The following is a 19,937-nucleotide window of genomic DNA, read 5'->3' on the forward strand; positions in this document are numbered from 1 at the left end:
ACGTATAAGTAAGCGTTTACATAACAGAACGTCAAATATACAGAATCAGTTACAAATATAAAAGGATGAAATACAAAAGCTGCTTCTTAAATACGAAGCAGCTTCTTGAGTTCTTTTGCATATGTACGGCTAACAGGTACTTTCGATCCTTCTTTCATGATTAAATTATAAGTAGAATTAAACCATGGCTGAATTTCAGTAATATGATTAATATTCGCAATAAAGCTACGGTGTACGCGCATGAAGCTTGCTTGTGGTAACTTCTTCTCTAAAATTACAAGTGTATCATGTGTTACATACGTTTCCCTCATTGTTTTTACTGTGACTTTCCCATCTACAAGCCCTACATATATAATATCTTCAATATTCACAAGTACGATTGATTCTTCAATTGGTAATGCTAATTTATGCATCTCTGCTGTTACATCTGTCCCCTTTATTTCGTGCTTCGTTTCTATTTGCGCTTGTTTTTGTTTTTTATACTTCTTTAATGTCTGCACAATACGCTCTTCATCAAATGGTTTTAAAATGTAGTCTAACGCATCTACTTCAAATGCTTGCAGCGCATATTGATCATAGGCAGTAGCAAATACAATTGCAGGTGGATTTTTCATCTTCTTTAATATATTCGCGATTTCAAATCCGTTATCATCGGATAATTGAATATCTAAAAACACAATATCTGGTCTACTTTGCATTAGTTCTTCTAATGCGTCTTCCACACAATCAGCCTCACCAATTATCTCAACTTCTTTCGTTCTCTCTAATAAATACTTTAGTTCATCACGTGCTAACATTTCATCGTCAACTACTAGTACTTTTAACAATCTGCTCTTCCTCCCCTACTTTTTTTGGAATAACAAAAGTAATCTCTGTCCCCTCATTTAATTCACTTTCGATATGAAGCATCGTTTCTTTTCCAAATAATCCAATAAGACGTTCATTAATATTATATAAAGCTGTTCCAGTCCCTTTCTTTGACGAAACTACCATCTTTCCTAATTGTTCTAAACGTTCTTCCTCAATTCCCTGTCCATTATCTTTTACTTCAAAGTGAACCATACCCTCTTTTTCAAAAACATGCACTTCCACTTCGCATACTGGTTGCTTCTTCGGAAAAGCATGTCGCAATGCATTTTCAACCAATAGTTGAAGAACAAATGGTGGTACTAAAGTTGTCTTTAGCTCATCCTGAATATACATCTTTACCTCATACTTATTTGGGAACCTTGCTTGTTCTAGTGATAAGTATGCCTGTACATGGTTTAATTCTTGTTCTAGTGGAATCAATAACTGACGTGCCCCTTGCAAATTACAACGGAAATATACGCTAAGCTGTAATAATAACTTCCTTGCTTTTTCTACATCTGTTCGGCATAAAGCTGATACTGTATTAATCGCATTAAATAAAAAGTGTGGGTTAATTTGCGCTTGTAATGCTTTTATCTCCGCATCTTGAAGTAATTTACTTTGCAACTCAGCTTCTCCTAACTCTAACTGCGTGGAGAATATTTTTGCTAACCCTTCTGCTAATTCCTCTTCCACACGACTTAACTGGTTAGGATTTTTGAAATAGAGTTTTAATGTCCCTATCGTATTTCCATGCGAAGTTAGTGGAATTACAATCGCCGCTTGCAAAGGGCAGCCTTCATGTTGACAATTAATAACCTCACGTGATTTCGCTTTCATTATTTTCCCTGTGTTTAACACTTCTTTCGACAAACCGGTTATTAAACTATGTGAAGGAATATGGTGATCTGATGCTAATCCAACATGAGCTAATATTTTCTCTGTATCTGTTAAGGATACCGCATCTGTTCCTGTAAAACGGTGAATAATTTGTGCCACATGCTTACATGATTCTTCTGTTAAGCCTTGGCGGAAATACGGTAACGTTTTATCTGCAATACGTAATACTTTATGAGTCTGAAGTGCCTTTGCATTCTCCTCCTGACGCAAAATAGCTTGTATCATAGAAAGTAAAATAAAACTTCCAAAACTATTTACAAGAATCATTGGTATCGCTATTGTTTTCACAACGCTAATTCCATCCTCTATAATTAATAAAATCATAAGCATTTCTAAAGATACGATAAAAACACTTAAAACTGCTGAAAATTTAGGAGTAATTGTACGATTATATTTTTTGAAAATATATCCGATATAACCAGTTATAATCCCAGCTAAAATAGAAGAGATTGCGCAGCTTAGCGCTGTCGTACCACCAAGCATATAACGATGAATACCAGCAATAAATCCTACTCCAACCCCTACGATAGGGCCACCAAGTAAGCCGCTAATACCGACACCCATAATACGCGTATTCGCAATTGTACTTGACGAAGAAACACCTTGTAACCAGTTTTCATTCATAATCGTATTTCCTGCTATTTCAATCCCAGTGTAATTGCTTACAATTGTAAATACCGAAAAAATACAAATAAGCTTCAGCTTATCTACATAGCCATCCTGTTTATGAAGGAGGCGTCTGAAAGTTTTAATATGAGAGAGTAAAAATCCTAAAATAACTATAAGTCCGACTCGTTCAATCATCATGAGTACTAAATTTAGCATCTTTGATTCATTCCTTTTTATTTAGTTAGTTTTATTATGGGAAAATAATGAAGTCAGCGTCAAGAAGAACGAAATATTTTTTGAAATATTTTACACATAATAACTTCCTCTTTATTTGACAATACAATAGAAGAGTGCTAAAAATAAAGTAATATAATACAGTCCTTTAACCCAACCCCGTGAGGTTGAGAAGGAAGTCGGAATATAATATACGTATGTTCTTTTTGGGGGATACGTATGCTTTTTTGGCCTTCTCATCATATCAGGTGAGAAGGCCTTTTGTTATTCTTCCATAGCGACTGTAGAAAATAAGGAGGAGTAATAATGAACGTCACTACTGATGTACAACAAATAACAGAGGAGACGAAAGCGAAAAGATATAAAACATTATTTGGTTCTGCGCTAGGATATGCAGCAGAAGGTTTAGATATGTTGCTATTATCTTTCGTACTTGTCTATATTTTAAAAGAGTTTCACTTAAGTCCTGTTGAAGGTGGAAACTTAACATTAGCTACCACAATAGGGATGTTAATTGGTTCTTATTTATTTGGATTTATTGCTGATTTATTTGGCCGTATTCGTACAATGGCCTTCACAATCTTACTGTTTTCACTAGCAACCGCACTCATTTATTTCGCAACAGACTACTGGCAATTATTAATTCTGCGCTTTTTAGTTGGAATGGGGGTTGGTGGTGAATTCGGAATCGGAATGGCCATTGTAACAGAAACATGGTCTAAAGAAATGCGCGCTAAAGCGACATCTGTTGTTGCACTTGGATGGCAATTTGGTGTACTGGTTGCTTCACTCCTTCCAGCATTTATTGTCCCGCACTTTGGATGGAGAGCCGTTTTCTTATTTGGATTAATTCCAGCTTTACTAGCTGTCTATGTCCGTAAAAGTTTAAGTGAACCGAAAATATGGGAGCAAAAACAACGCTACAAAAAGGAACTGTTGCAAAAAGAAGCTACAGGTAAATTAACAACTACTGAAGCAGAACAACTAAAACATATAAAAAAATTCCCACTTCGAAAGTTATTTGCCAATAAAAAAGTAACAATTACAACAATCGGTCTCATTATTATGTCGTTTATCCAAAACTTCGGATATTACGGAATCTTCACATGGATGCCCACTATTTTAGCAAATAAATATAACTATACATTAGCAAAAGCAAGTGGCTGGATGTTCATTTCTACCATCGGTATGCTAATTGGAATTGCAATCTTTGGTATTCTAGCTGATAAAATTGGTCGCCGTAAAACTTTTGCAATCTATTATATTGGCGGTACAGTATACTGTCTCATTTACTTCTTCTTATTCACAGATTCAACATTATTATTATGGGGAAGTGCATTGCTTGGATTTTTTGCAAATGGAATGATGGGAGGATTTGGGGCAATTTTAGCTGAAAACTATCCTGCTGAAGCTCGCTCTACCGCTGAAAACTTTATTTTCGGTACAGGACGTGGGTTAGCTGGATTTGGGCCTGTTATTATTGGCTTACTCGCTACAGGTGGCAACCTACTTGGAGCATTGTCCTTGATTTTTATCATCTACCCAATCGGGTTAATTACAATGCTACTATGTGTACCAGAAACAAAGGGAAAAGTATTAGATTAAACGTAAAAGAGGAAGCATCTCATTTAAGATGCTTCCTCTTTTACGTTTTTATTTATTTTGATTTACTAGCCTTCTGAAATAAGAATGCAGTTTTATCTTCTTCTTTTACAATACCTTGTTTTAATGCTAATTCTCCCGCAACTTTAGGTGCTAACCATAGCATTGGGAATAACAAAATTGATACCGGAACTGCCGTCACCACGATAAACGATTGTAGCGCATTAATACTTCCTTCACCCATATATAAAAGAATTGCTGCAACTGCGCCCATAATAAGCGACCAAAAAATTCGCAAACTAATTCTAGGATCTCCGTCTCCAGTCACTGCCATTGAAATGGAATACGCCATTGAATCTCCTGTTGTCACTACAAATAAAATTGTTAATAAAAGAAATGCTGGTCCAATAATATTAGAAAGTGGCAATTGTCCTGTAATTGCAATCATAGCTGCCGGCATACCAGATTCACTTAATGCGTCCGAGATAGACCCAGGATTCATCAACTCATAAAACACGCCTGATCCACCTAATATAGTAAACCAAAACGTTGTAATAATAGGTGCGATAATTCCAATTGCAACGATGATTTCTCGAATCGTTCTCCCTCTTGAAATTCGACTCACTAAAATTGCCATCATTGGTCCGTATCCAATAAACCATCCCCAGAAAAAGATTGTCCAAGATCCTAACCAACTTGTATCACCACGGTATGTGCTCATCGGTATAAACTCATTTACATAAAATCCAAACGAAGAAACAAACGAATCAATAATAAATCCACCTGGCCCAAATAGTAATATGAATGCCATTAATACAATTGCTAATCTAACATTTAAATTACTTATAATTTGAATCCCTTTATCAATACCTGTTACTGCCGATATGGTAGACACGGCCACCACACAAACAATAATTGCTAATTGAGTAGTAAACACATCAGAAATTCCAAATAATTCTTGTAATCCATAACTTGCTTGTAAACCTAAAAATCCAATTGGGCCAATTGTACCTGCAGCTACTGCAATAATTGCAGCTGCATCAATTATCGTTCCAAGCAGGCTCTTTCTTAATTTTTCCCCAAAAATAGGATATAAAAGCGTTCGAGGTTTTAGCGGCATATCTTTATGATAATGTCCATACATCATAACTACCGCACTAATTGTACCTAAAATCGTCCATGCTAAAAATCCCCAATGCATATAACTTTGTGCTAAAGCAGGCATGACTGCTTCTTTCGTTCCAGCAGATATACCATCATGTATTGGTGGCACCGTCATCAAATGATACATTGGCTCTGCTGCTGCCCAAAAAACGCCACCTCCGGCAAGTAATGTAGACATAATAATAGCAAGCCATTTTGCCGTACTAATCTCAGGTTTTTCTAATCCTCCAAGCTTAACTCTCCCATATTTGGAGAACGCCATACACATCGCAACAATAAATGTACCTAATAATAAAACTTGCCAGAAGGCACCGAAATATTTAATTGAAAAAGCGAAACTTTTATTAATCGCACTCTCTACATAATCCTTGTTCAAAAAAACTGCAATTACAAATAATAAAAGTGAACCACCACTAATAATAAATACAGGCCAATCAGTTTTTCGACTCTTCATCCTCATTTACACTTCCTCCTTCCTCAGCAATCTAAAAAAACAACTTTATTATGTTTTATTGTTTAAAACCAAAACACAATAATTATATATGCATAACATTTTATTGACTTCCCACATACTTATGTTGTCCCTAAAAATATGCCAAATCCCTTATTAAAAAGAAAGAATCTCTTCCTCTTACATAAAAAAGCAAAACAAAAGACCTTATATTTCTATAAGGTCTTCGAAACAGAAATTTGATTATAACATAAGGAACTCCTTGGTTCAAAAAGCCTCTTCCAAAAATAACCGAGAGTAAAGGCTTCCATTTGCTACATAACAGTAATTTAAAAAAATTATATTTCACAGAAAAAACCTACACTAAATATCATTTATGAAAGAAATTTGGCTTCAAAATTTCATTCGGATACGGTTTATGATAAATGTGGGTGGTAGCTGGAGATAATGGTGGAATAAGCCATACCCAATTACCTGTTACAACACGACCACAAGCAGCTTCTTGCTTCTCAAATTGCTGAAATTGTTGTGCAGCAGTATGGTGATCAACAATACTAACTCCTTGTTTTTTGAAGGAGTGTAGTACGGCAATATTCAACTCAATTAGCGCCTTATCTTTCCATAAGGTACCGTTTCTGGATGTATCTAAATCCATCATCTCCGCAACAGCCGGAAGTAAATTATAACGATCATGATCTGCTAAGTTGCGCGCCCCAATTTCTGTTCCCATATACCATCCATTGAACGGAGCGGCTGTATAAGAAATACCGCCAATTTCTAAACGCATATCTGAAATCATTGGAACACCATACCATTTTACTCCAAGTGATGAAATAGGGTATTCTGGGTGTTCAATTGGCACTTCTTTTACTTCTTCTCTCGGAATTTCTTTATATATAGGCGCTTTTCCATCTATAGAAAACACAAGTGGCAATACATCGTAATTCGTACCTTCTCCTTGCCAACCAAGCTCCTGACAAAAGTCCGTAAATGTAGCGGAATGAGCATCACCAATCACTCCCGTTTCTGTTTTATATCCTGCATATCGAATCAATTGGTGATTATAAATTCTTATATTATTTTCCTCACCTTGATATTGTTTAAAAATCGTAATGGTTGGTTTAACTTTCCCGTCGTTCGTTGCATATTTAATATGATGAATTAATGCATTATATACACCCTCTTCATCATTTACTTCGCGCGCATCTAATATGTGCATCTTACTCCAAAATAGTCTCCCAATACATCTATTACTGTTACGCCATGCCATTCGTGAACCATGAACAAGTTCTTCAAATGTATGCTCATATGTCCCTGTCTTCTCTATCTCAATTTGAATTTCTTTTATACGTTCTTCTATCAATTGTTCTTTATGAAGCTCCTTATAACAAATCGTAATAAAATTACTTGCTTCCTCTATTAATTGTTTCGTTTTACTCATAAACAATCTCCTTCTATTTCAACAAAACCCTGCTACTTTACAGTATAAGCAAAAAGGATAGGAGTCACAAATGAAAGTGAGAGTGTTACTTTTATCGTAATATTTTTCAGAAAATTAATGGAATTACTATTGACTTATATGGAAAATGGGTGTATTTTTGACTCAGGTAAAGTATTTTTACCTAGACCAACTTTTTAAGTCGAAAGGAGGGAATGTTATGTCTTCATTTCAATTGCCAAAGCTTTCATATGACTATGATGAACTAGAGCCACATATTGATAGCAATACACTTGCCATTCATCATGGAAAGCACCATGCGACATACGTAAACAATTTAAATGCTACTTTAGAAAATTATACTGAATTACATAATAAATCTTTAGAAGAATTGCTATGTAATTTAGATGCTTTACCGAAGGAAATTGTTACAGCTGTACGAAATAACGGTGGTGGTCACTATTGTCATAGTCTTTTTTGGGAAGTGATGAGCCCACGAGGTGGCGGTGAGCCTAATGGAGACGTTGCAAAAGTAATTGATTATTATTTCAATACCTTTGACAACTTAAAAGATCAACTTTCCAAAGCAGCTATTAGTCGTTTTGGAAGTGGTTATGGATGGCTTGTTCTTGACGGTGAGGAACTCTCTGTTATGAGTACACCAAATCAAGATACGCCTTTGCAAGAAGGGAAAATCCCCTTACTCGTAATTGATGTATGGGAACATGCTTATTATTTAAAGTATCAAAATAGGCGCCCAGAGTTTGTTACCAACTGGTGGCATACAGTAAACTGGGACCAAGTAAACGAGAAGTATTTACAAGCAATTCAATCACAAAAACATTAGTCGTACGTATAAGGTAAATTTGGTAATGTAAAATCAGTATTGTCGAAATCCTCCAGAATCCCCCGGATTGCCACCGGGGGATTTATGATTACTTCATTGTATTTATATAATGTTTTAAAATATTTTTTATTTCTAGTTTCAGCTCTCGGAACAAAAATCCGAATTCACGAGCCTTTCCATTATGTAACGTACAGTTAGTTACCTCATTATAAGGAGCTATATTTCCCCCAGCTTTCTGAATGAGTGCTTTTATTCCTGTCTTCTCTTCTATGAAATGAATAATTTCTTCCATAGAAACTACTCCGTTACTACAGGCGTTAATTGGTCCTCTCACATTTGCCATTCCGCACCAAGCTAGAAACTCTCCTGCCTCTTTTTCATGTATAAATGACAAAGTTCCATCTACATGATCCACAACGATAGGTTTTTGGTTCACAATACATTCAACGTAAAATTGTAGCCTTTTCGTATAATCATTTTCTCCAATAACAACTGGAAAACGCACTGCAACGACTGGGAATGTTGCATGTTGAAATACAACGGCTTCAGCTAATCTCTTTCCTTCACCATAATTGAAGTCATTCCTATCTCCATACGCGATTGCATACTCGTACGGATTAAAGTCTTCTTCTGATAAGCTTAGGGCAGGTTCATAGACGGCCATTGAAGATGTCATAACATATTTCTTCGTTTTCCCTCGTAACACTTCACATATTACCTTCGCTGCATTCGAGCTATAGCATAAATTATCGTATACAATATCATAACTTTTATCTTCTAGACGCTCTGCTAGTTGTTTTTCATCTTCCCTATCTACAATAAGTCTTTTTACTCTACTGCCAAAAGAATCTTCCGTAATTCCTCTCGTCGCAATCGTTACATCGTGCCCCTCTTGCAAAAGTGCTTCTACTAAATGTTTACCAAAAAATCTTGTTCCCCCTAGCACCAATACTTTTTTCAACTTCATCATCCCCACTTTAGCAAATTGTAAAATACTACCTCTCTATTATAAGTGCTAACATATAAAAAGCATGGAATTCGTTTAACGATTCCATGCCTTTATACAGATAATATATTAACGTACTCGATATTTATAAATACAATAACAGAAGTATAAAATAGAAATTACAGATACATAAACCCATAATTCATATACGAATCCCTCTCCCCACACTCCCATAAAATAAAAGAGTGAAGGTAAAGTCAATGTTACCCATGATTGTACGAAGGCAATCCTTCCAAGATATTGATTAATGTTCTTCTTTTGTGTATTTAATACAAAGAATAAATACCAAAGTAATGCCCACATAAACCACGTTAACGCATTAACAACATCATGGAATTGAACAAATGAAACAACCATATAGAATAAGGCAATAATTGCTACCCAAATACAAAACCATCCTAGGCCACTACTATCCATTCCTTTTATAAAAGTAACACCTACATATAAATAAGTTAATCCAAATAAGAAAGTAGCCGCATATGAATACACTGTCCAATTGCTTTGGTCAGAAATCATAATCAAATAAAACGGAATAATAATTTGTAGTGCACCCACAAATAAATTAAAAACACCCGCACTTTTCATCTCTGCTTTCCCTAATATAACAAGACTATTTAAAAATAAAGCTGCCCCTGAAAGTAATAATCCTACATAACCCATATATATTCGTGTGAAAATCTTTACCTTTCACACTTTTAACCTCCCCACACTATAAAATGATACTTATATTATTTTTCTTCCCATTTAAAACTACATACATAATTTTTTATCTAAATAAGTCAGACCTCCTACCTCAAAAAAGGAGTGAACTTAAAACGCTTTCAATAATAAATAATCCTATCAAAACATGAACTAGGATTCCTTGATTATAAACGGACTCTAGCAATGATACAAGTGTTGGAATACATTTCAATAATACGCTTTCAATTCCCATAAAAAATTAATAAAATAATACATTACTCTATCTCATTCTACTACCTTCTAGCATAAGATATTGTAAAATCATATCATTTAAAACAGCGAACGTTCTTTTCTAGGTTCGCTAATAAACTTAGTAGAAAATGAATATAAAAAATGACCTCTTGCTTTTATGCAAAGGTCATTTTTTATATTCATCATTAAACTTCTAAATAGCCATTTTTATTATTTGATTGCCATTTCCAAGAGTCAGCACACATTTCTTCTAATCCGCGTGTTGCCTCCCAGCCTAATTCACGCTTTGCTTTCGATGCATCAGCAAAACATACTGCCACATCACCTGGGCGACGCTCTGTAATTTTATAAGGAACTTTCTTGCCCGAAACTTTTTCAAACGCTTCAACCATCTCTAGTACACTATAGCCCATGCCTGTGCCCAGGTTATAAGCATCTACTCCTGTTGTACTCAGTACTTTCTCAAGCGCCTTTACGTGACCATTTGCTAAGTCCACAACATGGATGTAATCACGGACTCCTGTTCCATCTTTCGTTGGATAGTCATTTCCGAATACGCTTAATTCTTTTAACTTACCTACCGCTACTTGCGTTACATATGGCATTAAGTTATTTGGGATTCCATTTGGATCTTCTCCGATACGCCCACTTTCGTGTGCACCAAATGGATTGAAATAGCGAAGTAATGCGATACTCCATTCTGCATCTGCAAATGCTACATCACGCATAATTTGCTCAATCATTAATTTCGTTTGACCATATGGATTTGTTGCACTTAATGGAAACTCCTCGGTAATCGGTGACGTTTCCGGGATACCATATACAGTTGCAGATGAACTAAAGATTATCTTCTTTACATTATGTTTCTGCATTACTTCACATAGCACTAACGTGCTTGTAATGTTGTTATGATAATATGTTAATGGAATCGCTACTGACTCCCCTACAGCTTTAAATCCTGCAAAGTGAATAACTGCTTCAATTGAATTTTCTTCAAAAATTGCGTCAAGCGCTTCGCGATTTAAAACATCTTCTTTATAAAACTTAAATTGTTTTCCTGTTATTTCTTTTACTCGATTTATAGATTCTACCGAGCTATTCGAAAGATTATCCACTACTATAACTTCGTAACCGCTATTTAGTAATTCTACACATGTATGACTACCAATATATCCTGCTCCACCTGTTACAAGTATTGCCATAATTATAGTCCTCCATATTTCATTCATTATAAACTTCTCAAAGTATATCACATATTTCTTATCCTATGTTTAACATGCGAACACAGAAACTTACATTTTATCCCATAATAATTTTATAACATATACGATTCTAATCAGGTAATAAAAAAATGCCACATAATTTTTATTATGTGGCATTTTTTTATTAAATTACGTAACAATATACACTTAGAAAATGCGCAAGACTACCTAATAATACAAAAACATGAAAAATTTCATGATGCCCCATATATTTAAACTCTAACCATTTTGGCTTTGTTCCATAAATAAATCCACCAATTGTATAAAAAATGCCACCAAGTACTAAGAAAATAATGCCTCCTGTACTTAAATTCTCAGCTAACGGTGCAAAGAATAAAACAATTAACCAACCCATCGTAATATAAATTGCTGTCGATAACCACCTTGGACAATTAAACCAAAACATTTTAAATACAATGCCACAAATCGCAGTTGCATAGACTAAACAAAATAATAGCAAACCACTTGCTGAATTTAATGTAATTAAGCAAAAGGGTGCATATGTACCTGCAATTAATATAAAAATCATAGAATGATCTAGCTTCCTAAAGAAGTATATAACACGTTCATTGGCCACAACACTATGATATACAGCTGACGCTGTATAAAGGACCATCATTCCAATACCAAACAAAATAACAGCTGTAATTGCAGCAAATGATGGCATCTTGATAGAAACTTTCACAAGCATAGCTAATAACGCAATAAATGATAATATCGCTCCACCTAAGTGAGTAAATGCATTAACTGGTTCCCTTACATAAGTATTCATAATAACACCCCTCATATAATTACATGTAGTTTTGATAACTACATGTAATTATATACACATTTCTTTTTAAGGTCAACATTTACAATTCATTTGTTTCGTAATACCATATTTAAAGATATATTAAACATTAAGTTCCACTAAGTTATAAAAGTGAGGGATTCTACGTGGAAAATATAAATGAATTACTTAAGACATTACATTTAGAAAAAAACATTAAACTTGAGGATATTCCAAATGTTGACTTATATGTAGACCAAGTTGTCCAACTATTTGAGAATACTTATGCAGATACAACGAGAACTGATGATGAAAAAGTATTAACAAAAACGATGATTAATAATTACGCAAAAGGGAAACTATTCATCCCTATCAAAAATAAAAAGTATTCAAAAGAGCATATGATTTTAATTAGCCTAATTTATCAATTAAAGGGAGCTCTCTCCATTAACGACATAAAAAGTTCATTAGAAACTATAAATGACTCCTTATTAAATGATGATTCATTCGAATTAAATACGTTATACAAAAATTATCTTGCTCTTACTGAAAGCAATGTCGAAAGCTTTAAACAAGACGTAAATAACCGTGTTACAGAAGTAAATGAGATTTCTTCCTTAGAAGATACAAAGCTAGAAAAATTTCTACTACTAACATCCTTCGTGACTATGAGTAATATGTATAGACGTTTAGCGGAGCAACTAGTGGATGATTTAAAAGAATCATAAATAAAAAACTATCCACCTATTAAAGTGGATAGTTTTTTATTTACTTAATTGCTTCATGAACTTTTAGTTGTTTCCCTTTAATCGTTGTAGTCTTCATGACTTTCAAGACAAGTGGTCCTTTTCCATTTAATATTTCAACATAAGAAACATTATCTTGTATCGTAATAATACCTATATCTTCTGCTGTAACACCTTTAATTTTAGCAATTGTACCGACGAAATCTACCGCCCTAATTTTCTTTTTCTTCCCGCCATTAAAGTACAGCTTCATAATGCCTTTGTTGATATCTGCATTTTTATCTTTCTTTATAATTGGTTTAGCATGTATCTTTTCTTCAAATGCAGCTTTCTCTTTCATAACTTCTTCTTTTGAAGGTCCAATTGCCTTTGGAATTTCAAATCCAATATACTCCTCAATCTCTTCTAAAAATCTATTTTCATATGGCGTTATAAATGTAATAGCTTTTCCACTATTTCCAGCTCGTCCCGTTCTTCCAGTACGATGTACGTAGCTTTCTTTTTCAAGTGGAATATCATAATTAATAACATGTGTAATATTATCAATATCAATTCCTCTCGCAGCTACATCTGTTGCTACTAAATAACGGAATTTTCCTTTTCTAAAATCATCCATGACTTCAAAACGATCTTCTTGTACCATACCACCATGTATTTTGTCACAAGGATAGTTAGCTCGTTTTAATTGTCTATATACATGATCTACATTTTCTTGTGTACGACAGAAAATAATACAGCTATCAGGATTCTCAATCGTTGTTACATCTTTAAGTAGTGAAAGCTTCTCGTCTTCTATCACCTCAAAAAGAGTATGTTCAATTTTATCCGTCGTAATCCCAGCTGCTTTAATTTCAATATGAATTGGTGAATTCATATATGTACGAGACAATTTCTCAACATCTTCTGGAAGTGTTGCTGAAAATAACATCGTCATTCTTTTTGTAGGTAATTCATCAATAATTGCCTCTACTTGATCGATAAAGCCCATATTTAGCATCTCATCTGCTTCATCAATAACTAAATACTTCAAACACTCTAAAGAAAGGGTACCCTTCTCAATATGATCCAACACACGACCAGGAGTACCAACTACAATATGTGTCTTTTGCTTTAATTCTAATTTTTGACGTGCAAATGGAGATTTCCCATAAACTGCCGCAGCCTTAATCCTTTTGAATCGACCTATATTTGTAATATCTTCTTTTACCTGTACCGCAAGCTCTCTCGTTGGTGTTAAAACTAATGCTTGTGGTTTATTCTCTTCCCACTCCACCATTTCACAAAGTGGAATACCAAATGAAGCTGTTTTTCCACTTCCAGTCTGGGACTTCACAACAAGATCCTTCTTTTCTAATGCAACTGGAATAACCTCACCTTGTACTTCTGTTGGATGATTATATCCTAACCCAGTAAGTGCCCTTACGATTTCCGTACTTAGTTTATAATCAGAAAAACTTTTTTTACTCATATATTAACCTCATTTTATTTTGTATTATTTTCTTTTTTATCTTTTGTATACATTACTATCACCCTACTTATTATACTTGAAACCTCATATAAAAAGGTGGATCATGCCAGATTCATCTTTTTATATAGAAATAAACCTTATCATTTCATATAATGTTCAACTACTTGATAACATCTTTTGCTCGTATTGTTAGCATTAACCTTTTCATAGTATCCTACATCCACTCCAAAAAAATAAAAAGAATACATACAACCTTGTATAATTATCTTAATTTTTCAACCTTTTTTCATAAACGAACAATAAAAATAAAAAAACGTTTTAAATTCGTTTTTAACGTTGTTTTTCAGATATAAAATCTACTTTTTCAAAAAATGTTAAGAAATCCTTTGACTTCTTAATAAAAATAATGTAAATTATCCTATGGACGAACATTTTTGATTAATAAAAATAAAATATTCGTATTTTAGGGGTGTAAATGATGGAAAACGTATTCGACTATGAAGATATTCAATTAATTCCTGCAAAATGTATTGTAAATAGCCGCTCTGAATGTGATACAACTGTCACTTTAGGAAAACATAAATTTAAATTACCTGTCGTACCTGCAAATATGCAAACGATTATTGATGAAAGAATTGCAACTTATTTAGCTGAGAACAACTACTTTTATATCATGCATCGTTTCCAACCAGAGAAACGAATCTCATTCATTAGAGATATGCAATCACGTGGATTAATCGCTTCTATCAGCGTTGGTGTAAAAGAGGGCGAATATGAATTTGTACAACAATTAGCTGCTGAGCAACTGACACCTGAATATATCACGATTGATATCGCACACGGTCATTCTAATGCTGTGATTAACATGATTCAACATATTAAAAAACATTTACCAGAGAGCTTCGTTATCGCTGGAAACGTTGGAACTCCAGAAGCGGTAAGAGAATTAGAAAATGCTGGTGCCGATGCAACAAAAGTTGGTATTGGACCTGGTAAAGTTTGTATTACTAAAATTAAAACAGGCTTCGGAACTGGTGGTTGGCAGCTAGCTGCACTTCGCTGGTGTGCAAAAGCTGCAAGTAAGCCAATTATCGCTGATGGTGGTATTCGTACACACGGCGACGTAGCTAAATCTATACGATTTGGGGCAACTATGGTCATGATCGGTTCTCTATTCGCTGGTCACGAAGAGTCTCCAGGGGAAACAATTGAAAGAGATGGCAAACTTTATAAAGAATACTTCGGTTCTGCTTCTGAATTCCAAAAGGGTGAGAAGAAAAACGTTGAAGGTAAGAAAATGTTCGTTGAGCATAAAGGTTCTTTAGAAGATACGTTAATCGAAATGGAACAAGATCTTCAATCTTCTATCTCTTACGCTGGTGGTACAAAATTAGATGCTATTCGTACTGTAGATTATGTTGTCGTGAAAAACTCGATTTTCAATGGTGACAAAGTATATTAATTCTTAAATTAACTTGAACCTTTCCGTAAATCGTTACTAGAAATACTACAAAAAAGGCAGCACACACTGCATCCACTGCAGTAGCTCAAATGATTAAAGAGGAAGTACAACCTGCTATTGATCGCTGGTGGTACAATGAAACATGCCGGAGTAGATATGTCAAAACCAGATGCAATCCGTAAAGCTGTTTCTTACGTTGGTTCATTAATTGATAAATTAGAGCATTCTTATCAAGTATAAAAAATAAGCCCTCGCTTTATGAGGGCTTATTTCATATTTACTTCCCAAACCGTTTGCGATATCCACATTTCCTGCAAAGTTCTTCAACCGCAACTCTTTTCGAAAATCCATCGACAATGTTTGTTGCTCTTTCACCTTCAATAATGTTAGAAAATGAATCATTATTAATATTCCCAAGGTTAATAATCCCTTCACCATCTAAACAACAAGGAATAACTGTTCCATTCGCTAAAATACCCGCTTGATTACGAAGTCCATGACAGAATCCTTTCCCATCATCCTCTTCTTCATGTAATGCTGGCCACTGGAATTCATAGTCTTGATTAATAAAGACACGTTCTGCAATTTTTATACCTTTTCCTGGTGTAAGCTTCTCTTCAATTTGATAAGATAGATCAAATTCATTTTCAATTATAGATAATAACTCTCTATTTTTCTGGATTTCAGCATTCGTTTTATTATCCTGAGTTAAATTCCATAACCTTAACGATACAATTAAATCTGATTGACTTGTCGCTTCCCTAATGAAGGAAAGTATACTCCTTACATAGCCCTCTTTATCTTGCGAACCTGGATGTCCATCAAAACTATGCAGTGAAAAATTCATTTGTCTTAACGCAGGCTTATTTAACAGCCTATGTCTTCTCTTATTAATTAACGTTCCGTTCGTTGTAATATTAACTTTAAACCCTTTTTCATGACTTAAGTCTAATAGTTGATCTATTTTCGGGTGGAGCAACGGCTCACCCTTCACGTGCAAATAAATGTAGTCTGTGTGAGGTTTAATTTGGTCTAATCTTTTAGCAAAATCCTCCACAGAAATGAATTGCTTCTGCCTTTCCGTCGGCGGACAAAAGCTACACGCAAGATTACATACACTCGTAATCTCCAAGTAAAACTTCTTAAACTTCTTCACCTTTAATTCCTCACTTCTCTAACTACTTATACTTTTTCCTCTTCATATTACAGCATATTTTTATGGAAATAGAAACATACTTATTTTAGGAAATCTACATACCATCTAATAATATTTAAAAGACCATCGGTAATTTTTGTCCAATGGTCTTTTTATCCTTTTATATGCAAAGAATAAATTTATTTATGATACGGTTCATCGTAACTATTCTAAATAAGGTTATTTTTTATTATTTTCATAATTAAATTTAACAAAAAAGGTAGTGCCTTCCGATCCTGTTTGAATTTCTATTTTTGCATTATGGCGGGCAGCAATGGCATAACATACACCTAACCCCAATCCAGTTCCATTATCTTTGGTCGTGTAAAACGGCGTACCCAGTTTCTCTAATACTTCAGGCCTGATACCTTTTCCTTGATCCCGCACTGCAAGCACCACACAATTTTGACCTTCCTTGTAAGTGCTAATGGTTAGAACTTTCCCTGTATTCATCGCTTCTAAGCCATTACGATATAGATTCATTAATAATTGCCGTATTTCATTACGATTTAAAAGTAATTCTGGAATGTCATTTGTATCGACTTGAATATATTTATTTTGATTGTACGTATCAATCTTTATTAAAGGAATAATATCGTGGATAATTGAATTTAAATCTAACATCTGCAAATCCGATTTCCTTGTATTACCCATTGAGAGAAATTCAGTAATAATAGAATTGGCACGGTTAAGTTCTTCAATCATTAAATGAAAGTACTTATTATGTTTCTCATAGGTATTCTCTTCTTTTAATAACTGTAAAAATCCTAGTACTGTTGTCATTGGATTTCTAATTTCATGGCTGATACCTGCTGCCATTTGCCCTATTAAATCTATGTTGGATAATCTTTTCAATTCCTGTTCATATTTCTTTTTTTCCGTTATGTTTTTAAAAATACAACAAATACCATCATCATACGGGTATGCAATAACTTCGTGCCAATATTCATCTGCAGTAGAAAGAAATTCGAAATGAACTGTAGTTCGCTCTGACATCGCACGATGAAATTCCTTATACATAACTGTGTCGATTTCACTCGGGAAAACATCCCATATATTCTTTCCTAATACATCTTTTGCTGTTTTTCTTTTAGGAAAATATTGGTGCTTATTTACGTACGTAAATTCCCATTTATTATTTAAAATAAAAAATCCATCCGTAATACATTCAATCACACTTGTAACTTTTTCATTAGCAGCAGCTAGCTCTCTCGTTCGCTCTTCCACTATGCTTTCTAGTTGATCCATATATGACAAATTCGAAAACGTAGGGGCTGTGGCATCAACGATAGATTTTGCTAGTTGAAGTTGAGAATGATCATAATTGTGAGCTTTTCCTTCTTTGCCAACGACGATTACCCCTAATACTTCTCCAATTGAAACCAATGGAATCATCAATAGACCCTTACTATCTATATTTTTTGTTTGAATAACTTCTTGAATCTTGGCTTCATAGCTTTTCTCTGTCCAATCCGCTTCTGTCCAATGACAGCCCTTACTTAATTTCGTTGTTTTAATTGTTGTTTTATCTAGCGGATCTAGAAGATGGGCAGTCATATTTTTACTCTCTAAAATCTGTTCTAGGTAAAAAAAGCATTTATCAAAACTCTCCTGTATCGAGGAACACATTGATAAATCACGTGTAACATTTAGTAACAGCTGCTTCTCAGCAATAAGGTTTTCCTTTTGTTTTAAATTATTTGTGTTTTGAATTGCAACCGCAGCCATATTTACATAAGCTTCAACACTTTGAATTTCTGAATCTGTTAAATTCATCGGAATTCCATAATCAAATAAAAAAACTAGACCAAATAACTCTTGCCCAAATGAGATAGGCAGAGCTAATAAGGACTTAATTTTGAATGCATTAACCGGTCTCGGATCTGGTCGATGATCCTTTGAGGTATCAGGAATATAGATGGTTTTTTTCGTTTCAATAACCTCTTTTGCCAGTAAGTCTATTTCAGGATCAATTACTTGAGTATCGAGCGTTACGCCATTTATAGTCTCTGGTTTTCCTGCAAACCCTCTAAATGTTCCATCTTCCTGGGGTAAATAAATTCCAACAGCATCGCACCTAACAATTTCCTCTGATATCGCCATTGTCACACGCTGCAATACGTCACGTAGTTCTAATTTCGTATTTATTATTTTTGTTATATTTGCGAGTCTAGAATATCTCGTCTGATCACTTACCATTCACATAGCCTCCAATTATAGGCATAATAAAATAAATATGATAATATCAGTGTTTTACATAGAATACATTACTTATGATACGGTTCTCCACGATTAATCCGAAACGCTCTATACACTTGCTCAAGCAACACTAATCGCATTAATTGGTGTGGCAATGTCATCTTTGAAAAAGAAAGTGATTCATTTGAACGCTTCATCACCTCTGAGCTTAGTCCCAGTGATCCACCAATTACAAATGCGACTTTACTCTTTCCGTATGTAGCAAGGCGATCTAGACTTACCGCAAATTCTTCTGATGACTTTTGCTTTCCTTCTATAGCTAATGCAATCACATGCGTGTCATCAGAAATTTTATCGAGTATACGTATACCTTCTTTTTCCTTTACAATTAACATTTCTGCTTCACTTAAATTTTCTGGCGCCTTTTCATCAGGTAATTCAATTACTTCTACTTTTGCGTATGCAGATAATCGTTTTAAGTATTCTGCTATACCTTGTTTCAAATATTTTTCTTTTAATTTCCCAATTGAAATAATCGAGATATTCACACGTATCCTCCACCTTACAAACATGTTATCCACAAAACTTATCCACATATCCACAAATACTACCCACATATTGTGTGGGAATCTGTGTTCGATACAACATATGTCGCCTCATTTTGACAAAATTCACATGTTTTTTTCTCTTTTCCTGAGTTATCCACATTGTTGATAACTGGTGCAACTTCACACTCATCCACAATAATATCTAACGCTAATTCAACATGTTCTAAACAACAAGGTAAATTCATTTTCTACACC

Annotated in this window: 17 protein-coding genes and 1 pseudogene; 5 read left to right on the plus strand and 13 right to left on the minus strand. The window is 34.4% G+C overall.

All coding sequences use genetic code 11. The features are described 5' to 3' along the window. Positions 1-86: 86 nt before the first annotated feature. Positions 87-827 (minus strand): LytR/AlgR family response regulator transcription factor, encoded by a 741-nt coding sequence (locus HMPREF2590_RS26835; protein ID WP_000921840.1) that lies wholly within the window; start codon positions 825-827, stop codon positions 87-89. Next, positions 805-2,574, minus strand: coding sequence for a two-component system sensor histidine kinase LytS (lytS, locus tag HMPREF2590_RS26840; RefSeq protein ID WP_000933591.1), 1,770 nt, complete (start codon positions 2,572-2,574; stop codon positions 805-807). Before lytS ends, HMPREF2590_RS26835 begins: the two co-directional genes overlap by 23 nt. A gap of 324 nt (positions 2,575-2,898) precedes the next feature. Between lytS and HMPREF2590_RS26845 the strand changes: the two genes are divergently transcribed. After that, positions 2,899-4,197, plus strand: coding sequence for an MFS transporter (locus HMPREF2590_RS26845; protein WP_001103408.1), 1,299 nt, complete (start codon positions 2,899-2,901; stop codon positions 4,195-4,197). 52 nt (positions 4,198-4,249) lie between these two features. Here HMPREF2590_RS26845 and HMPREF2590_RS26850 read toward each other — a convergent pair whose 3' ends face one another. Both HMPREF2590_RS26850 and HMPREF2590_RS26855 read right to left on the minus strand, forming a co-directional pair. Beyond that, positions 4,250-5,818 (minus strand): BCCT family transporter, encoded by a 1,569-nt coding sequence (locus tag HMPREF2590_RS26850; protein WP_001242442.1) that lies wholly within the window; start codon positions 5,816-5,818, stop codon positions 4,250-4,252. A 361-nt stretch (positions 5,819-6,179) separates the two neighbouring features. After that, complete coding sequence (locus tag HMPREF2590_RS26855) at positions 6,180-7,250, minus strand: nitric oxide synthase oxygenase (protein ID WP_000047623.1); 1,071 nt, start codon at positions 7,248-7,250, stop codon at positions 6,180-6,182. Between the two features lie 217 nt (positions 7,251-7,467). On the opposite strand from HMPREF2590_RS26855, the gene sodA reads away from it, so the two are divergent. Further along, positions 7,468-8,094, plus strand: a complete 627-nt coding sequence (sodA, locus tag HMPREF2590_RS26860; RefSeq protein WP_000094035.1) for a superoxide dismutase [Mn] — start codon at positions 7,468-7,470, stop codon at positions 8,092-8,094. An 88-nt stretch (positions 8,095-8,182) separates the two neighbouring features. Here the strand turns inward: sodA and HMPREF2590_RS26865 are convergent, their stop codons facing one another. From HMPREF2590_RS26865 to trhA, 4 genes are all read right to left on the minus strand, one after another. Further along, positions 8,183-9,064, minus strand: a complete 882-nt coding sequence (locus HMPREF2590_RS26865) for an NAD-dependent epimerase/dehydratase family protein (protein WP_043327923.1) — start codon at positions 9,062-9,064, stop codon at positions 8,183-8,185. Between the two features lie 105 nt (positions 9,065-9,169). Next, complete coding sequence (locus HMPREF2590_RS26870; RefSeq protein WP_000542569.1) at positions 9,170-9,760, minus strand: AmiS/UreI family transporter; 591 nt, start codon at positions 9,758-9,760, stop codon at positions 9,170-9,172. A 458-nt stretch (positions 9,761-10,218) separates the two neighbouring features. Continuing rightward, entirely contained in the window at positions 10,219-11,235 is a 1,017-nt protein-coding gene (gene galE, locus HMPREF2590_RS26875; protein ID WP_000996548.1) for a UDP-glucose 4-epimerase GalE, read from the minus strand. A 184-nt stretch (positions 11,236-11,419) separates the two neighbouring features. Further along, positions 11,420-12,067, minus strand: a complete 648-nt coding sequence (gene trhA / locus HMPREF2590_RS26880) for a PAQR family membrane homeostasis protein TrhA (RefSeq protein ID WP_001099728.1) — start codon at positions 12,065-12,067, stop codon at positions 11,420-11,422. Between the two features lie 164 nt (positions 12,068-12,231). On the opposite strand from trhA, the gene HMPREF2590_RS26885 reads away from it, so the two are divergent. Next, the gene (locus HMPREF2590_RS26885) at positions 12,232-12,792 is read left to right on the plus strand and encodes a DUF1836 domain-containing protein (protein ID WP_000427884.1); all 561 of its coding nucleotides are present in this window, start codon (positions 12,232-12,234) and stop codon (positions 12,790-12,792) included. A 40-nt stretch (positions 12,793-12,832) separates the two neighbouring features. On the opposite strand, the gene HMPREF2590_RS26890 is transcribed toward HMPREF2590_RS26885, so the two are convergent. Continuing rightward, positions 12,833-14,278: a DEAD/DEAH box helicase gene (locus HMPREF2590_RS26890; RefSeq protein ID WP_000039354.1), complete on the minus strand. Its 1,446-nt coding sequence runs from the start codon at positions 14,276-14,278 to the stop codon at positions 12,833-12,835. 478 nt (positions 14,279-14,756) lie between these two features. Between HMPREF2590_RS26890 and guaC the strand changes: the two genes are divergently transcribed. Beyond that, positions 14,757-15,740: a GMP reductase gene (guaC, locus tag HMPREF2590_RS26895; RefSeq protein ID WP_000432449.1), complete on the plus strand. Its 984-nt coding sequence runs from the start codon at positions 14,757-14,759 to the stop codon at positions 15,738-15,740. 47 nt (positions 15,741-15,787) lie between these two features. Further along, positions 15,788-15,980: pseudogene (locus tag HMPREF2590_RS31325) on the plus strand (oligoendopeptidase F); the annotation flags it as partial. Between the two features lie 37 nt (positions 15,981-16,017). On the opposite strand, the gene HMPREF2590_RS26905 reads toward HMPREF2590_RS31325, so the two are convergent. The 4 genes from HMPREF2590_RS26905 to HMPREF2590_RS26920 form a co-directional block, all read right to left on the minus strand. After that, positions 16,018-16,896, minus strand: a complete 879-nt coding sequence (locus tag HMPREF2590_RS26905; RefSeq protein WP_000713633.1) for a radical SAM/SPASM domain-containing protein — start codon at positions 16,894-16,896, stop codon at positions 16,018-16,020. A gap of 219 nt (positions 16,897-17,115) precedes the next feature. Further along, complete coding sequence (locus HMPREF2590_RS26910) at positions 17,116-19,134, minus strand: GAF domain-containing sensor histidine kinase (protein ID WP_000253110.1); 2,019 nt, start codon at positions 19,132-19,134, stop codon at positions 17,116-17,118. A 68-nt stretch (positions 19,135-19,202) separates the two neighbouring features. Beyond that, a complete protein-coding gene (rlmH, locus tag HMPREF2590_RS26915) occupies positions 19,203-19,682 on the minus strand; it encodes a 23S rRNA (pseudouridine(1915)-N(3))-methyltransferase RlmH (protein ID WP_001027003.1) in 480 nt (159 codons plus the stop codon). A gap of 59 nt (positions 19,683-19,741) precedes the next feature. Beyond that, positions 19,742-19,927 (minus strand): CxxH/CxxC protein, encoded by a 186-nt coding sequence (locus HMPREF2590_RS26920; RefSeq protein WP_001052831.1) that lies wholly within the window; start codon positions 19,925-19,927, stop codon positions 19,742-19,744. Between the last annotated feature and the right edge of the window lie 10 nt (positions 19,928-19,937).

Source organism: Bacillus sp. HMSC036E02 (assembly GCF_001836235.1).
Classification (GTDB): domain Bacteria; phylum Bacillota; class Bacilli; order Bacillales; family Bacillaceae_G; genus Bacillus_A; species Bacillus_A cereus.

What these genes read in the sequence shown, in the direction of transcription:
- lytS (WP_000933591.1), bottom strand. Translation starts at nt 2,574, where the DNA reads ATGCTAAATTTAGTACTCATGATGATTGAACGAGTCGGACTTATAGTT.
- HMPREF2590_RS26845 (WP_001103408.1), top strand. Translation starts at nt 2,899, where the DNA reads ATGAACGTCACTACTGATGTACAACAAATAACAGAGGAGACGAAAGCG.
- HMPREF2590_RS26850 (WP_001242442.1), bottom strand. Translation starts at nt 5,818, where the DNA reads ATGAGGATGAAGAGTCGAAAAACTGATTGGCCTGTATTTATTATTAGT.
- HMPREF2590_RS26855 (WP_000047623.1), bottom strand. Translation starts at nt 7,250, where the DNA reads ATGAGTAAAACGAAACAATTAATAGAGGAAGCAAGTAATTTTATTACG.
- sodA (WP_000094035.1), top strand. Translation starts at nt 7,468, where the DNA reads ATGTCTTCATTTCAATTGCCAAAGCTTTCATATGACTATGATGAACTA.
- HMPREF2590_RS26865 (WP_043327923.1), bottom strand. Translation starts at nt 9,064, where the DNA reads ATGATGAAGTTGAAAAAAGTATTGGTGCTAGGGGGAACAAGATTTTTT.
- HMPREF2590_RS26870 (WP_000542569.1), bottom strand. Translation starts at nt 9,760, where the DNA reads ATGGGTTATGTAGGATTATTACTTTCAGGGGCAGCTTTATTTTTAAAT.
- galE (WP_000996548.1), bottom strand. Translation starts at nt 11,235, where the DNA reads ATGGCAATACTTGTAACAGGTGGAGCAGGATATATTGGTAGTCATACA.
- trhA (WP_001099728.1), bottom strand. Translation starts at nt 12,067, where the DNA reads ATGAATACTTATGTAAGGGAACCAGTTAATGCATTTACTCACTTAGGT.
- HMPREF2590_RS26890 (WP_000039354.1), bottom strand. Translation starts at nt 14,278, where the DNA reads ATGAGTAAAAAAAGTTTTTCTGATTATAAACTAAGTACGGAAATCGTA.
- guaC (WP_000432449.1), top strand. Translation starts at nt 14,757, where the DNA reads ATGGAAAACGTATTCGACTATGAAGATATTCAATTAATTCCTGCAAAA.
- HMPREF2590_RS26910 (WP_000253110.1), bottom strand. Translation starts at nt 19,134, where the DNA reads ATGGTAAGTGATCAGACGAGATATTCTAGACTCGCAAATATAACAAAA.
- HMPREF2590_RS26920 (WP_001052831.1), bottom strand. Translation starts at nt 19,927, where the DNA reads ATGAATTTACCTTGTTGTTTAGAACATGTTGAATTAGCGTTAGATATT.